This is a genomic window from Streptomyces sp. NPDC057002, from assembly GCF_042673825.1.
Lineage (GTDB): Bacteria > Actinomycetota > Actinomycetes > Streptomycetales > Streptomycetaceae > Streptomyces.
The window spans coordinates 65,094-80,983 of sequence record NZ_JBHURZ010000002.1 but is presented as its reverse complement, the minus strand read 5'-3'; the positions used below and the strand labels follow the sequence as shown (position 1 = coordinate 80,983).

The window sequence follows — 15,890 nt, the reverse complement described above, 5'->3', positions numbered from 1 at the left end:
CTCACAGGCTCCGGTGGACCGGCATCAGCCGGGCTCGCCCTCGACGGCCGCCGGAGCGCCTTGCCGCGGGGTCACAGCCGGCGTCGAAGCGGAACCCGTGCCGGCGCCGCCGGCGGAGTCGCCGGTGTCGGTGCTGCTCTGGCTGGTGGTACTGAGTGACTGCGAGCTGGAGATGAGCTTCGAGCTCTCCTGCGAACCGGCAGTGGCGCTGGTGTGAGCACCTGGGCCCACGTTGGTTGCGGAGCCGGCGCCGCCCGCAGCCCCGGGATCACTGTCGCCGGTCCCCGCGATCGCGCCCCCGCCCCCGTCATCGTCATCGTCGGCTTGACCGGTGCCGGGGTTGACGGGCCCGGGGCCTTCCGTCCCGGGGTTATCCGTCCCGGGGCCTTCCGTCCCGGGGTTGCCCGTCCCGGGGTTGCCCGTCCCGGGGTTGCCCGTCCCGGGGTTGCCCGTCCCGGGGTTATCCGGCCCAGGGTTGCCCGTCCCGGGGTTATCCGGCCCAGGGTTGCCCGTGCCGGGGTTGCCCGTCCCGCCGTTCCCCCCGTTGGTGTTCCCGTCGTCAGGAGAGTCCGTGCCGCTGCGATCGGTGTCGGTCTCCGAGCCGGTGTTCTCGTGGGTGCGGTCGGTGTCGGCCCGGGTGCCGGTGTCCTCGTGGCCGTGGGTCTCGGTGTCGCCGGTGCTGGTGCCGCCTTCCGTGCCGGTACCCGCGTCGGGGTTCGTTCCGGTGTCGCCGTCCCCACTGTTCCTGACCGTGTCGGAGCCGGTTTCACCCGTCTGCGCCCTGGACTCCGTGCCGCTGTCCTGCGCGCCAGACGGGCCGGTGCCGCCGGAGTCCGAAACCGGCCCGGTGCTCCGCGTCTCCTGCGCCGAACCGGTGCCCTTCCGTACGTCGAGCGTGGTGACGGCCTGAGTGTGAGCACCGGCGTGCGCTTCCGGCCCACCCGTCCAGCCACTGGGCGCCAGGCTCAGCAGCCCCGCCACCGCCACGGCGGCCGCGCCGGTGAGCACATCGCCCCGCCTGTGCGGCCGACCGCGGCGCCTTGCGGTGAGCACGGTACGGGCCAGTTCGGCCGAGGAGCCCACCAGACGAGCGTCCAGGCGTGAGATCGCCGGAGGCACCAGGGCCGCCGCCACCGCGGCCAGCCGACTCTGGCCGCGTTCCTCCCAGTCGGGTCCGTACGCGTTCCCAGCCACCCACTCCAGTTCCCTCAGGAAGTCGAGGGCGTTCGCGGGCCGGAGCGCCGGGTCCTTGGCCATGCCGTGCCGGATCAGCCCGCGTACCTCTCCCGGCACCCGGTCCATGGGCACGGGCTCCTCGGCGTGCTGGCGCAGGAAGTCATAGGGTTCCGGCCCCTCGAACGGGCGCACGCCGGTAAGGCACTCGTAGAGGGTGGTGGTCGCCGCGTACACATCGCCGGCCGGGGTGGCGGCCTCCATTTTCCACTGTTCCGGAGGCATGTAGGCACAGGTACCGCACAAGTTGTGGCGGTCGCCGGTGCGCGCGGCAATTCCGAAGTCCACCAGCTTGGTCCGGCCGTCCCAGTTCACCAGCACGTTCTCGGGCTTGTAGTCGCGGTGCACCACGCCGACGCCGTGCGCGGCGGCCAGCCCCAACAGGGACCCTTTCAGCACGACGAGTGCGGCCTCGGGGTGTGTGGACCCCTTCTTCTTCAGCAGGGCGCGGAGTGCGGCGCCGTAAACGAGTTCCATGACGATGGCCGCGCCCTGCTCGGCTTCGACGTACTCGTAGAGGCGGGTCACATGAGGCGATGTCAGGTCACTGAGGAGCCGGGCCTCGGTTCGCAAGGCAGTACGAAATTCCGACTTCGAACACAGTTCCTCATTGAGGTACTTGATAGCGACGTTCCGGCCGGTCGAGACATGACGGGCGACCACCACCCGGCCGCCACCGCCTTTGCCCAGGTTTTTCAAATCGACATATCCGGGGACGGTCCATGAATCGCCACCCCAGTCCCCTTTGCACCCGTCGCGCTCACTCGCTCCTGTCACACTTCCCCCTGGAGTTCAGTCGTACGGAGGTTTCTCCGGCAAGAATTCTCCCAACGGAAAAAGATCCAATGCGGGAAGAAATTTCACAGTTCTGCAACCGTTATCGCTGACGTTGATTCAAGCGGCAGCGGCGAAAGGGGATTTGGAGCGGCCGGGCAGAACTGTGAGGCGGTCGTGGTGGCCGCGGGCCGGTGTTTTGGTCCAGTTCGGGTCCGGACGGCCTCAAGGCCATGCATGAGCGAGCCTCGGGGATATCCACACGGCACCTTCCGGACAGATCCAGTGAGCCGCCACCCTCCCGGAACCCCTGATCTGCTCCAGCGCCCCACCCGCGAGGGGGCGCCGCATGACCTGTTCTCGCTCGTGCGCGGCCGGCGCACCTGACGGCTGCCCTCCAGAGGGTCGGCGTCGCGGCGTCCGTGAGTGGTCACCGGTCGGTGGATCTTGCCTCAAACCTTGAACACAAATTGCACACACCCTCTCTCCATACTGGCCCCGATGGTCTAGATTGACCGTGCTTCAGCTGTTCGGGCACGAGGCGACCCTTAATGATCTATAGGTCCGGCGCTGCACAAAGCCAGTAGGACGGGCGAGTCCGCTGCCGCCGGGGTGGGTTGTTCAGGCAGCTCCGCAGGGGTTGGGATGTCATGCGCACGACGAGGGAGGCGGGGGCCTCCCCGGGGGACGAACAGCGCGGGGGGCGGGGGCCTCCCGGGGGGAGGAACAGTGTTGGGCGAGCACGTCGAACCACTGGGGACCTGGGGGGTTCTGTGCGGCAAGGGGGATTAGCCCGCCCGTATCCGTCAGCGCGCGGGCGTCTGGCGGACGGGGCGATCAGCCGGCCCGCGATCGATTGGGAGCAGCGGTACCGCCGTACCGTGATCATCAGCGATACCGTGGCCACCGCCTTCGTGGTGGCGGCCATCGGCAACTTCTTCGGGGCGCGGGACGCGGCCAACTGGCACGAGAAGTGGGGAATCCTCGCCTTCGGCACCGAGCTGCTGGTGCTGGGGGCGCTCGCGGTGGGCCGGGCGTGGGCTCCGGCAGCGCTCGGCCAGGGCGCTGAGGAATTCCGCAGGCTCGGACGCTCGCTGTTCGCGGCGACCGTCGTACTGGCACTCGGGGGCATCGCCCTCACCTCGCGCAACATCAAGCTCTGGATCTTCGTCGCGATCCCCGCGATCGCGCTCGTCACCATGACCGCGCGGTATCTGCTGCGACTCGGGCTGCACAAACAGCGCAAGGAAGGCCGGTGCCTGAGACCGGTGCTCGCGGCCGGCAGCCCGGCCACCGTGCACGACCTGATCACCCGGACCCGCAAGTTCCCGCACCTCGGCTGGCGGGTGGACGCGGTCTGCACGACGGACGGTCTCGGGATCGACGGTGATCAACTGGACGGAGTACCGGTCGTCGGCCGACTGGCGGACGTCGCGGGCCACGTCCGCCGCGACGGCTACCGGGTCGTCGCGGTCACCCCGGACCCGCACTGGTCACCGGACCGGCTGCAGCGGCTGGCCTGGAACCTCGAGGGCAGCGACGCCGAGATGGTCGTGGCCCCCGTGCTGATGGAGGTGGCCGGTCCACGGCTGCACATCGACGCGGTGCTCGGGATCCCGCTGCTGCGGGTCAGCATGCCGGCCTTCACCGGGGGCCGCCGAGTGGTCAAAGGGGTCGTCGACCGAGTAGGCGCAACGTTTCTGCTGGTGCTGTTCGCTCCGCTGATGGTGTTCGTCGGGCTGCTCGTGCTGATGGACAGCCGGGGCGGGGTGTTCTACCGCCAGCGCAGGGTGGGCAAGGACGGCCGCGAGTTCACCATTCTCAAGTTCCGCACCATGGTCGCCGGGGCGCACGGGGCACGTGCCGAGCTGGCCGACCTCAACGAGGGCGCCGGCCTGCTCTTCAAGGTCCGCCAGGACCCGCGGGTGACCCGGGTGGGAACGGTGCTGCGCCGGTACTCGCTCGACGAGCTCCCGCAGCTTTTCAACGTGCTCACCGGATCGATGTCGCTCGTCGGTCCGCGGCCTCCGCTACCGGAGGAGTCCGCGGCGTACGGCCCGGACATCCGGCGGCGGCTGCTGGTCAAGCCCGGACTCACCGGCCTGTGGCAGATCAGCGGACGCAGCGACCTGTCATGGGAGGAGGCGGTCCGGCTGGACCTGCGGTACGTGGAGGACTGGTCGCTGGCCCTGGACACGGTGATCTTGTGGAAGACGCTACGCGCGGTGCTCCACGGCCAGGGGGCCTACTGATGCGCGGGGGGCAGCGGCGGGGCGGTCCCGCCGGCGCGCTGAGCGCAGGCCGCAAGGGCCTGCCTGGGGGGAGGAACGGGTCATGAGAGTCAGCGTTTTCGGGCTCGGCTACGTGGGCTGTGTGTCGGCCGCGTGCCTGGCCGGCATGGGCCACGAGGTCATCGGGGTGGACGTCAACCAGGTGAAGGTCGACCTGGTCAACGACGGCAAGGCCCCGGTGGTCGAGGAACGGATCGGCGATCTCATCGCCGAGGTCGTGCGGACCGGGGCGTTACGCGCCACCGGCGACGTCCGCGAGGCGATCATGGACAGCGAGGTGTCACTGGTCTGTGTGGGCACACCGTCGGAGCCCAACGGCAGCCTGTGCACCGCGTACTTGGAGCGGGTCACCGAGGAGATCGGCGCCGCGCTGGCAGAGAGGGCCGGTCAGGGGGGCCGCCACACCGTGGTGTTCCGCAGCACCATGCTCCCGGGCACCTGCCTGAACCTGCTGGTGCCGATCCTGGAGAAGGCCGTCGGCGGCACCGCCGGGGTGGACATCGGGGTCGCGGTCAACCCGGAGTTCCTGCGCGAGGGCACCAGCGTGCGGGACTTCTTCGACCCGCCCAAGACCGTCATCGGCGAACTCGACCCGGCGAGCGGCGATGCCGTGATGGCGCTGTACAAGGGCCTGCCCGGCGAGGTGTTCCGGGTGCCGGTCCCGACGGCCGAGGCGATCAAGTACGCGGACAACGCCTTCCACGGCCTCAAGATCGGCTTCGCGAACGAGCTGGGCGCGGTGTGCCAGGCGCTCGGGGTGGACTCGCACCAGGTGATGGACGTGTTCCTGGCCGACCGCAAGCTCAACATCAGCCCCGCCTACCTGCGGCCCGGCTTCGCCTTCGGTGGCTCCTGCCTGCCCAAGGACCTGCGCAGCCTGGTCCACGCGGCGCGCCGGGCCGACGTCTCGGTGCCCATCCTCGCCCATGTGCTGCCCTCCAACTCCGACCATCTGCAGCGTGCGGTGGAGCTGGTCGAGCGCACCGGCAAGCGCCGGGTGGGCCTGTTCGGGCTGTCCTTCAAGCCCGGCACCGACGACCTCCGCGAGAGCCCGCTCGTCGAGCTGGCGGAGAGGCTCTTCGGCAAGGGGTACGAACTGAAGATCTACGACGCCAACGTGAGCCTGTCCCGGCTGATCGGCGCGAACCGCGAGTACATCGAGACCCGGCTGCCGCACCTGGCGCAACTGCTCGCCGACTCGGTCGACGAGGTGCTGGAGCACGCCGAGGTGTGCCTCGTCGGGAGCAGTGATCCGGCCGTGCTGTCGGCGCTGCCCCATGGCGACGGCACGGTGATCGTCGACCTCATCCGCCTTCCCGACGCCGAGGCGCGCCGGGCCGAACCGGGGTACGTGGGCCTTGCTTGGTGACAGATCGTCGGGTGACACGGCCGGCGGCCAGGGGACGGACCGGCGCGCGCTGATCCTGGTGGAGAACCTGTCGGTGCCGTTCGACCGGCGGGTGTGGCAGGAGTGCACGACGCTGCGCGACGCGGGCTGGGAGGTGCACGTCATCTGCCCCCGGGGGAGCAAGCGGGACACGGAGCCGGAGGCGGTGATCGACGGGGTGCGGATCCACCGCTACCCGTTGCGCGCGGCCACCGGAGGGCCCGCCGGCTACCTGCGGGAGTACGGATCGGCCTTGTGGCACACGGTCCGGCTGGCCCGGAAGGTCGGCCCGGTCGACGTGATCCACGCCTGCAACCCGCCCGACCTGCTGTTCCTGCCGGCACTGTGGATGAAGCGGCGCGGCGCGCGGTTCGTCTTCGACCAGCACGACCTGGTACCCGAGCTGTACCTCTCCCGGTTCGACCGCGGCGAGGATCTGCTCTACCGCGCCGTGTGCGCGCTGGAACGGCTGACCTACCGGGCCGCGGACATCGTGCTCGCCACGAACGAGAGCTACCGGGACGTCGCGGTGCGCCGTGGCGGCCGGCGGCCGGAGGACGTCTTCGTGGTGCGCAGCGCGCCCGCGACCGACCGTTTCCGACCGGTGCCGCCCGAGCCGGAGTTGAAGCGCGGCAAGCCTCATCTGCTGTGCTACCTCGGGGTCATGGGCCCGCAGGACGGCGTCGACTACGCCTTGCGGGCCCTGGCGAAGCTGCGCGACGAGCTCGGGCGGAGCGACTGGCACGCGGTGTTCGTCGGCGCCGGCGACGCCTTCGACGCGATGGTGGAGCTGTCCCGGCGGCTCGGGCTTTCCGAGCAGGTGGAGTTCACCGGGCGCATCCCGGACGCCGACCTGGTGCGCTACCTGTCCACCGCGGACGTGTGCCTCTCCCCCGACCCGCGCAATCCGCTCAACGACGTGTCGACCATGAACAAGGTCCTGGAGTACATGGCGATGGGCCGGCCGATCGTCTCGTTCGACCTCCGGGAGGCCCGCGTTTCCGCCGGTGATGCCGCCGTCTACGCGCAGGCCAACGACGAGGCCGAGTTCGCGAAGCTCATCACGCTGCTGCTCGATGATCCGGACAAGCGGGCCCGGATGGGCAAGATCGGCCAGGAGCGGATCAGCGGGCCGCTCTCCTGGCGGAACTCACAGGCGTCGCTGCTCGCCGCCTACGCCGCTGCCTGCCGTGACCACGCTCCGGTGTCGAGAGCGACCCGTACCAGGCAGGGAAGAGGCCGCACTGTTGAGCGATGAAACAATACGCCTGGTCACGATCGGGCGGATCATCCGTCGGCGCGGGCGGCTGCTCACCGTCCTCGCCGTGCTGGGTGCGCTCGTCGGCTACGGCACCTCCCTGCTGATTCCGCCGCGGTACACGACGTCGGCATCGGTACTGCTGCCCGGGGCGTGGGAGGAGCGCGAGCTGCTGACCCAGGCGGAGATCGCGAGCAGTTCGGTGGTGGTCGACCGCGCGGCCGCCACGCTCGGCTGGACCGGAGTCAGCAGCGGCGAACTGCGGGATCGGGTGAGCGCCCAGGCCGCCGACGGGAACATCATCAAGATCTCGGGCACGGCCGACACCCCGGAGCGCGCCCAGCGGCTCTCCGACCAGGTCGCCCGGCAATTCGTGGCATTCGCCGCGCGCATCGCGGGCGACGACACCGACCCCGAAGCGGCGGAGCGCCCCGAGGCACTGCGGCAGCTGGTGGTGCGGACCAGCCGCCGCATCACCGAGCTGGCCGACGCGGCCGATCCGGGGCAGACCGTGGAGAGCGTGCAGACCCGCACCGAGCTGGCCAAGCTGCGCACCACGCTGCAGGAGGCCGTGAAGAAGCTGGACGAGGCCGACCCGGCCGCCGACAAGGCCGGCATGGTCGTCATGGGTCCGGCGGCCCGGCCGGCCGGCGAGGCGCCGCCGACGAGGACGCAGCTCGTCGTCGGCGGGGCACTGCTGTCCTTCCTGCTCGCGGTCATCGGCCATCTCACCGCCGCACGGATGAGCCGTCGGCCGCGCACCGAACCGGAGATCGCCGCGGCGCTGGGCTCGGAGTCGCTGGGCACCGTCGACGTACCCGGTGAACCGCCCGCGCACCGGACGGAGGACGGCGGCCGGCGGGCCCGGATCCGCCGGCTGCTGGGCGTCGATGTCCGGTGGGACCTACCGAGTCCGCAGACGTCCGGCGACGAGGCCGGAAGGCGGATCCGCTACCGGCGGGTGTGCGCCCGCCTCCGGGACCGGCTCCCGGCCCCCCGGCGGCTGCTGGTCGTCGTCCCGGACGGCGACGAGATCGCCCACCGGGCCGCCGGCCAGCTCGTCGCCGAGGCCGAGAACGATCCGCCGCTGCGGGTGGTGGGGGTTTCGGTGGACCGGCCGATGGTGCCGGACCGCGACCACGAGTCCGGTGCCCTGGTCGTGCTCAGCGCCGGCCGCTGGACCGCGGGGGAACTCACCGGCATCGCCGAGGCGTGTGCGGACGCCCGGCACGAGGTCGTCGGCATCGTCCTCGCCGGCTCGGTCCGGGCCCGTCCCACGCGGCCCGCCGGCCGTCCTCAAGATGCCGCCACTCCGGCGCTCGCGGTCGGCGACAACGCGGCGGGAGGTTCGCGGTGACGACGAGTACGACGTCGGAGCAGTCGGCCGCCGCTCCGCTGCTGGACCTCCAGTCGCTGGTGGTGGCGGTGCGCAGACGGCGGCGCCTGTGGTGCTCCATGGCGCTGCTGGGGCTGCTCCTCGGCGCGGCGGTGGCGATCCTGCTGCCGCCACCGCCGACCGCGGTGACCAAGGTGCTGGTCGCGCATCAAGAGGACCAGCCGAACGACCCCGGAACACTGATCCGCACCGATGTCGAGCTGCTGCGGACCACACGGATCGCCGGCCAGGCCCTGCGGTCCCTCGGGTCCCCGGAGAAACCGGAGGACTTCATGCGGGACTACGCAGGGACCGGCCTGACCAACAACCTGCTGCAGATCAATGCGACAGGTGACAGCGACGCGGAAGCGGTGGCCCGGGCCAAGGCCCTGGCCGAGGCGTTCGTCGCGGACCATGTGAAGCGGATACGGGAAGCCGCGGACGCCGAGGCCAAGACCCTGCTCGACCAGCGTGACCGCATGCGGGACGAACTCGCCCAGGTCAACAAGGCGATCGGAGACGGACCGCCGGAGAGCGACCCGAAGGCGTCGGCCGACATGGAGTCGCTCTTCGCCCGCCGGGCCGAACTCACCTCGCGCATCACCGACTTCGGCCAGCGCGCCGCGGAGGCACGCATCGGCACGCCCCAGCTCGTCGCCGGCACACAGATCGTGGACGCCCCGCACGCGGTGCGGCACTCCCTGCCCAGGGCCGCCGCCACCGACGCCGCGATCGGACTCGTCCTCGGACTCGTCCTGGGACTCGCGGTGGCAGCGATCGGCACGGTGGTGGCGGACCGCCCCGTCCTGCGCCGGGACATCGCGGCGAACCTCGGCGCCTCGGTCATCGCGGAGCTGCCCCGCCGGTCGACCGGTCCGTGGCGGCGCCGGCGGATCCGGGCGGCACGGACCAGGCTCACCGCGTCCCTGGCCCGCACCGTGCGCAGCTCCGCGGAACCGGTGTCGCTGCTGGAACTGGGCTGTGCGCGCGGCACGAGCGTGATCGCCCTGGACCTCGCCGGGGCACTGGCGGCGGAGGGGCCGGTGGTCATCGTCGACGGCCTGCCCGGCCGGCAGCTCGCGGGCCGCCGACCGAAGCCGGGAGACCCGACCGTGGTCAGCGGCGGCGAGCGTGCCGAGGCCGCGCGGCATCAGGAACTCCGGCTCGGCGTGGGCTCGGTGGCGCCCGGCACGGCGTGGACCGACCTCCAGTACCTCGGTACGCGGACCGTGCTCGTCGTGCGTGCCGGGCACGGCAGCACGGCATGGCTGCACACCGTGGCCCGGCAGCTCGCGGACCAGCACATCCCGGTGATCGGCGTGGTGCTGATCGACCCCGATCCGCGTGACCGGACCGACGGCACCCTGTGGGACGGCCCGCACCCCGCGCGTGGCCGCGGCGAGAAACCGGCCCGGCCAAACGGTGGGGGTACCTCCCAGGCCGTTCAGGCAGTGGGGGATGGCCAACGGCGGACGGAACGGCTGCCGGTGTGGGCCGCACGGGGTCCGGACAACGACCAGGAGGCACGGTAGGACATGTGTGGCATCGCGGGTACTTACCGATGGCCGGACGGGAAGGCCGTGACCGACCGGCTCACCGACACCCTCGCCCACCGCGGCCCTGACGGGGCGGGCCGGTACAGCCATGCCGCCGGTGACGGCGAAGTGCATCTCGGGCACCGCCGGCTGGCCATCATCGACCTGTCCGAGACCGGCGCCCAGCCCATGGTCTCGGGCGGCCTGGTCCTGACGTACAACGGCGAGCTGTACAACGCGCCCGAGCTGCGTGCCGAACTGGCCGCCGGCGGGGTGCGCTTCCGCGGTACCTCCGACACCGAGGTGCTGCTGGAGGCCTGGCGGCGCTGGGGCACTGACTGCCTGCCCCGGCTGCGCGGCATGTTCGCGTTCGGGGTCTTCGACGAGCGGACCGGCGAACTGGTCCTCGCCCGCGACCAGCTGGGCGTCAAGCCGCTGTTCCTGCTCCGGCGCGGCGAGGGCCTGGTGTTCGCCTCCGAGCTCAAGGCGCTCGCCGCCGCCACCGGCGGTGCTCTCGAGGTGGACCATGCCGCGCTGGTGGCCTCGCTCCTCTACTACTGGGTGCCGGACTCACGGTGCGCGTACCGCGAAGCGGAGAAGCTGCCACCGGGGAGCTGGCTGCGGATCCGGCCCGACGGCCGGGTGGAGCGCGGCCGTTACTGGCACCTGAAGGACGTCGCCGCCGAGGGCCGGGAGCGGGCCCGGAGCGGCGAGCTGCCGGATCTGGCCGCCGTCGTCGAGGAGTCGACCCGGCGGCACCTGCTCTCCGACGTACCCGTGGCGACCTTCCTCTCCGGCGGTCTCGACTCCAGCTGGCTGACCGCCCTGGCCGCCCGCCACCAGCCCGGGATCTCCGCCTACACGATCGGATTCCGCGCCGAGGACGCCAAGTTCGAGGCGATGCCGGACGACCTGCGCTACGCCCGGCAGGTGGCCGAGCGGTTCGGCGTCGACCTGCGGGAGATCGAGATCGCCCCGAATGTGCTCGACCTGCTGCCGCGGATGACGTACCACCTGGACGAGCCGATCGGCGACCCCGCCGCGATCAACACCTTCCTGATCTGCTCGGCCGCCCGGGAGGCCGGGGTCAAGGTGATGCTCTCGGGAATGGGCGCGGACGAGCTGTTCGCCGGGTACCGCAAGCACCTGGCCAACGTGCTCGCGCTGCGCTATCAGCGGGTTCCGCGACCTGTGCGGCGCGGGGTGTACGCGGCCGTGGACCGGCTGCCGGTCGCCACCGGCCGCAGGGGGCTGCGTTCTGTGCGGTTCGCGAAGCGGTTCCTGTCCTTCGCCGATCTGCCGGAGGAAACGGCGTTCCGGCGCAGCTACACGATGTACGACCAGGACGAGCTGCTCGGCCTGATCAACCCGGATCTGGCCGGCACGGTCGACGACGTGCTCACCGAGCACCGGGACATCTACGAGGACAACCACCTCGACGACTTCGTGAACCGCATGTGCCTGGGCGACGCCCGGATGTTCCTGCCGGGCCTGAACCTCGCCTACACCGACCGGTCGAGCATGGCCGCGTCGACCGAGGTGCGGGTGCCGTATGTGGACGTCGAGGTGGTGAAGGCCGCCTTCGCCTTTCCCGGCGATCGCAAGATCGTCGGCCGGCAGGGCAAGGCCGTGCTGAAGGAGGCGGCCACCTCGATCCTGCCCACGGAGATCGTCTACCGGCCCAAGGGCCTGTTCAGCGCCCCGCTGCGGGCCTGGATGAGCCGGGATCTCGCGCCGCTGGTGCGCGAGGTGATCAACGACGGCGAGCTCGTCCGCTCCGGGTTCCTGCGCCGGGACGCGCTGCGGCGGATGGCCGCCGAGGACGCCGCCGGGCAGCAGGACTTCTCCAAGCATCTATGGCATGTGCTGACCCTCGAGTACTGGTACCGCGGCGCGACTTCTGGGGAGTTCGAGTGAAGCAGGTTGTACAGAACTACAAGAGCGGCGAGCTGGCGGTGCTCGACGTGCCGGTGCCGGGGTGCAAGCCGGGCGGTGTGCTGGTCCGCACCGCCTACTCGCTGATCTCCACCGGGACCGAGCTCATGAAGGTGTCCGAGGCCGGCATGTCGATGCTGGGCAAGGCCCGCTCCCGGCCGGACCAGGTCGCCAAGGTCATGCAGAGCGTGGCCACCAACGGGGTGCCCGCCACTTACCGCAAGGTCATGGGCAAGCTGGACTCCTACACACCGCTGGGCTACTCGCTGTGCGGGGTGGTCGAGCAGGTCGGCGCGGGGGTCGACGATGTGAAGGCCGGCGACCTCGTGGCCTGCGCCGGCAATGAGCACGCGTTGCACGCCGAGCTGAACTGGGTGCCGAAGAACCTCTACGTCCCGGTGCCGGACGGGCTCGAACCGCGGCACGCGGCCTTCGGCACCGTCGGGTCGATCGCGATGCAGGGCGTCCGCCAGGGCGAGCCGCAGCTCGGCGAGGTGGCCCTGGTCATCGGCCTCGGGCTGATCGGGCAGCTGGTGGTGCAGCTGCTGGGCGCCTCGGGGGTGCGCGTCGTCGGCGTCGACCCCGACCCGGCGCGCTGCGAGCTCGCCGAGCGTCTGGGCGCCGTGGCCTGCGGTGACCCCGAGTCGGCGGCCGTGGAGGCCGCCGTCGCCGAACTCACCGACGGCCACGGCGTGGACCAGGTGTATCTGGCCGCCGGCGGTGGCAGCAACCAGCCCGTCGAGCTGGCCGCCCGGTTGTGCCGGGACCGCGGCCGGGTCGTCGACATCGGCAAGTGCCGTCTGGACCTGCCGTGGAACGCGTACTACGAGAAGGAGCTCGACGTCCGGTTCTCCCGCAGTTACGGCCCCGGGCGCTACGACCCGGAGTACGAGCTGGAGGGCCGGGACTACCCGATCGGCTATGTGCGCTGGACCGAGCGGCGCAACCTGGCGTGCTTCCTCGATCTCGTCGCCCGCGGCCGCGTCGACGTGGAGCCCCTGGTCTCCCACATCGCCGGCTTCGACGACGCCGTCGAGACGTACCAGCGCCTGAAGGACGGCGACCTGAAGGCCGTGGCCGTGCTGTTCCGGTACCCCGAACAGGCAGTGGAAGCCGAGGCTCCGGCGGTGGCCGTTCCCTCGGTGAACGTGAAGCGGAGTCCCCTCCGGACCGCCGGGACGCCGGTGCGGCTGGCGTTCGTCGGCGCGGGGAACTACGCGACGTCGATGCTTCTGCCGCATCTGGCCGGGCGCGACGGCGTCGAGCTGTCCACGGTCGTCACCACGACAGCGCTGTCCGGGGCCAACGCGCAGCGGAAGTTCGGCTTCGCCGGGGCGACCACCGATCTCGACGCCGTGCTCGGCGACAAGGCCGTCGACGCGGTGTTCGTCGTCACCCGGCACAGCTCGCACGCCGAGCTGACCCGGAGGGCGCTGCTGGCCGGCAAGGCGGTGTTCGTGGAGAAGCCGCTGGCGCTCACCGAGGACGAACTGGCCGGCGTGCTCGCGGCGGTGGAGGAGTCCGGCAACGACCGGCTCCAGGTGGGATTCAACCGCCGGTTCGCACCACTGCTGACCGAGGCCAAGAAGCGGTTCGGCGCCCGGACCGGTCCGGCCAGCCTGCGCTATCTGGTCAACGCGGGCCGGCTCCAGCACGGCAGCTGGTACCTCCGGCAGGGCACCGAGGGCTCGCGGTTCGCCGGCGAGGGCGGGCACTTCATCGACACGGCGAGCTGGCTGCTCGAGGCCGACCCGGTCTCGGTGTACGCGGTCGCCACGTCCGGCAACGACGACCTCCAGGTCGTGCTGCGCTACCCGGACGGGTCCACCGCCACCATCAGCTACGTCACCAACGGCGCGCCCGGCTTCCCCAAGGAGACGCTGGACCTGGTCGCCGACGGCAAGGTGCTGCGGCTCGACGACTTCGTCCGTGCCTCGGTCCACGGCCGCAAGCGGTGGGTCAGTTCGCGACTGCCCCAGGCCCGTGACAAGGGGCAGAACGCCGAACTGGCCGCGTTCGTCAGGGCCGTGCGGAGCGGCGGGCCGATGCCGGTGCCGCTGGAGTCGCTGGTCGCCACCACGTCGGCCACCCTCGCCGTGCGGTCCGGTCTGGCCGGCGGCGTGCCGGTGACGTTGGAGCGGGCGCGATGACTGTGATCTCGGGGAGTCCGGGCTGGTACTTACGGCGGCTGTCCCGGATGGGACCGCGGGAGGTCGGCGGCCGGGCGGCCGACGCGGTGCGCAGGCGGCTGTGGCGGTCGGCGCGCCCGGACTGCCCGAGCGTGACCGGCGCCCGGTTCACCGCGGTACTGCCCGCCGGGACGCTCGACGCGGTGCCACCGGACGCCGCGAAACGCCTCGTCGCCGAGGCGGACCGGCTGATGGCCGGGCACGCCGAGTACTTCGGGGTGGTCCGCGACGACCTGGCCGACCCGGACTGGTGGTACGACCCGAAGACCGGGCGCCGGGCGCCGTCGGGCTACGCCTTCGACGTGCCGTACCGCAGCGAGGACGCGGTCGGGGACATCAAGCAGATCTGGGAGCCGTCCCGGCACCAGTACCTCACCGTGCTCGCCGCCGCCTACGCGATCACCGGGGACGAGCGGTACGCCGACCGAGTGGCCGCGCACCTGCGGTCGTGGTGGGCGGCCAACCCACCGCTGCGCGGCGTGCACTGGATCAGCGGCATCGAGCTGGGGATCCGGCTGCTGTCCTGGGTGTGGATCCGTCGGCTGCTCGACGGCTGGCCGGGCGCGGCCGGGCTGTTCGAGGACAACCCGGTGGCGCTGAACCAGATCTGGCACCACCAGCGCTGGCTGGCCGCCTTCCCCAGCCGGGGGTCCTCGGCGAACAACCACGTCGTCGCCGAGGCCGCCGGGCAGTTCGCCGCGGCCTGCGCGTTCGGGTGGTTCCCCTCCTCGGCGCGCTGGCGGGCCGACGCGCTGCGGTCGCTGGAGCGGCACCTGCGGAGCAACACCTTCCGCTCCGGCCTCAACCGCGAGCTGGCCTCCGAGTATCACGGACTGGTGCTGGAGCTCGGCCTGGCCGCGGTGGCCGAGGCCGATGCCGCGGGCGTGCCGGTCCCCACGACCGTCCGCCGGGTCCTGCTGGGGATGACCGACGCGCTCGCGGCCGTCGTGGACAACCGGCTGCGGCCGCCGCGCCAGGGCGACGCGGACGACGGGCACGGTCTGGTCGTGGACGGGGCGGGCACCGACCGCTGGGCCTCGCTGCTGGCCACCGGGGACGCCGTGTTCGGCCGGCTCGCCTGGTGGCCCGCGGTGACCGGCACCGATGTGCGCACCCTGCTGCTGGCGGCGCTCATCAAGCCCGCTGAAGCGGCCGTGTCCCGCCCGGTGAGCCGACCGGCCCACTTCGCGGACGCGGGCATGACCATCCTGCGCGGCCCGGAGGAGATCTGGTGCCGCTGCGACGGTGGTCCGCACGGGTTCCTGTCCATCGCCGCGCACGCCCACGCGGACGCGCTGTCCGTGGAGGTCCGGCACGACGGGGTCGATGTGCTCGCCGACCCGGGGACGTACTGCTACCACGGGCAGCCCGAGTGGCGGCGGTACTTCCGGTCGACCCTCGGCCACAACACCCTGCAACTGGACGGCGCTGACCAGTCCGTCTCCGGCGGTCCGTTCCTGTGGACCCGGCACGCCGAGACCCGCGTCCTGGCCGCCGACACCTCCTGCGAGGACGTGGCCCGCTGGAGCGCCGAGCACGACGGCTACCAGGGCTCCGTGCACCGCCGCCGGGTGGAGCTGACGGCCGCGAGCCGGGAGCTGCGGGTGGTCGACGAGGTCCGGGGCGACCGCCGGGCCGTGCGCCTCGCTTTCCACCTCGGCCCCGCGATCACCGCGGACCTGGAGGGAAACCGGGCCGTGCTCACCTGGACCCGGGACGGCGAGGACCGCTCCGCCGTGCTCGACCTGCCCGGGCAGCTGACCTGGCGGGCGCACCGCGGCGAGACCGATCCGCCGCTCGGCTGGTACTCGGCCGGCTTCGGACGCAAGGAACCCGCCACCACGCTGGTCGGCACCGGTTTCGCCGACGGCGCGGAAGGGTTCACCACCGTACTCAAGTTCCGCGGCTAGGGG

General features: G+C 71.8%; 8 protein-coding genes and 1 pseudogene. 8 read left to right on the top strand and 1 reads right to left on the bottom strand.

Features of this window, described 5'->3' with window-relative positions; genetic code table 11:
* Window positions 1–24: 24 nt before the first annotated feature.
* Window positions 25–2,010 (bottom strand): serine/threonine-protein kinase, encoded by a 1,986-nt coding sequence (locus ACFT32_RS08430; protein WP_382487246.1) that lies wholly within the window; start codon window positions 2,008–2,010, stop codon window positions 25–27.
* Between the two features lie 770 nt (window positions 2,011–2,780).
* Between ACFT32_RS08430 and ACFT32_RS08425 the strand changes: the two genes are divergently transcribed.
* From ACFT32_RS08425 to ACFT32_RS08390, 8 genes and pseudogenes are all read left to right on the top strand, one after another.
* The gene (locus tag ACFT32_RS08425) at window positions 2,781–4,259 is read left to right on the top strand and encodes a sugar transferase (protein ID WP_382487243.1); all 1,479 of its coding nucleotides are present in this window, start codon (window positions 2,781–2,783) and stop codon (window positions 4,257–4,259) included.
* An 82-nt stretch (window positions 4,260–4,341) separates the two neighbouring features.
* Entirely contained in the window at window positions 4,342–5,667 is a 1,326-nt protein-coding gene (locus tag ACFT32_RS08420; protein ID WP_382487241.1) for a nucleotide sugar dehydrogenase, read from the top strand.
* A pseudogene (locus tag ACFT32_RS08415) lies at window positions 5,657–6,936 on the top strand (glycosyltransferase family 4 protein). Before ACFT32_RS08420 ends, ACFT32_RS08415 begins: the two are co-directional and overlap by 11 nt.
* Window positions 6,933–8,300, top strand: a complete 1,368-nt coding sequence (locus tag ACFT32_RS08410; protein ID WP_382487238.1) for a polysaccharide biosynthesis protein — start codon at window positions 6,933–6,935, stop codon at window positions 8,298–8,300. The pseudogene ACFT32_RS08415 and the gene ACFT32_RS08410 overlap by 4 nt, the downstream one beginning before the upstream one ends.
* Window positions 8,297–9,850 carry a Wzz/FepE/Etk N-terminal domain-containing protein gene (locus ACFT32_RS08405; RefSeq protein ID WP_382487235.1) on the top strand — a complete coding sequence of 518 codons (1,554 nt, stop codon included), beginning with the start codon at window positions 8,297–8,299 and terminating at the stop codon, window positions 9,848–9,850. Before ACFT32_RS08410 ends, ACFT32_RS08405 begins: the two co-directional genes overlap by 4 nt.
* Window positions 9,851–9,853: 3 nt before the next feature.
* Entirely contained in the window at window positions 9,854–11,770 is a 1,917-nt protein-coding gene (asnB, locus tag ACFT32_RS08400) for an asparagine synthase (glutamine-hydrolyzing) (RefSeq protein ID WP_382487232.1), read from the top strand.
* Window positions 11,767–13,938 (top strand): bi-domain-containing oxidoreductase, encoded by a 2,172-nt coding sequence (locus tag ACFT32_RS08395; RefSeq protein WP_382487230.1) that lies wholly within the window; start codon window positions 11,767–11,769, stop codon window positions 13,936–13,938. The genes asnB and ACFT32_RS08395 overlap by 4 nt, the downstream gene beginning before the upstream one ends.
* Complete coding sequence (locus ACFT32_RS08390; RefSeq protein WP_382487229.1) at window positions 13,935–15,887, top strand: alginate lyase family protein; 1,953 nt, start codon at window positions 13,935–13,937, stop codon at window positions 15,885–15,887. The genes ACFT32_RS08395 and ACFT32_RS08390 overlap by 4 nt, the downstream gene beginning before the upstream one ends.
* The last annotated feature ends 3 nt before the right edge of the window (window positions 15,888–15,890 follow it).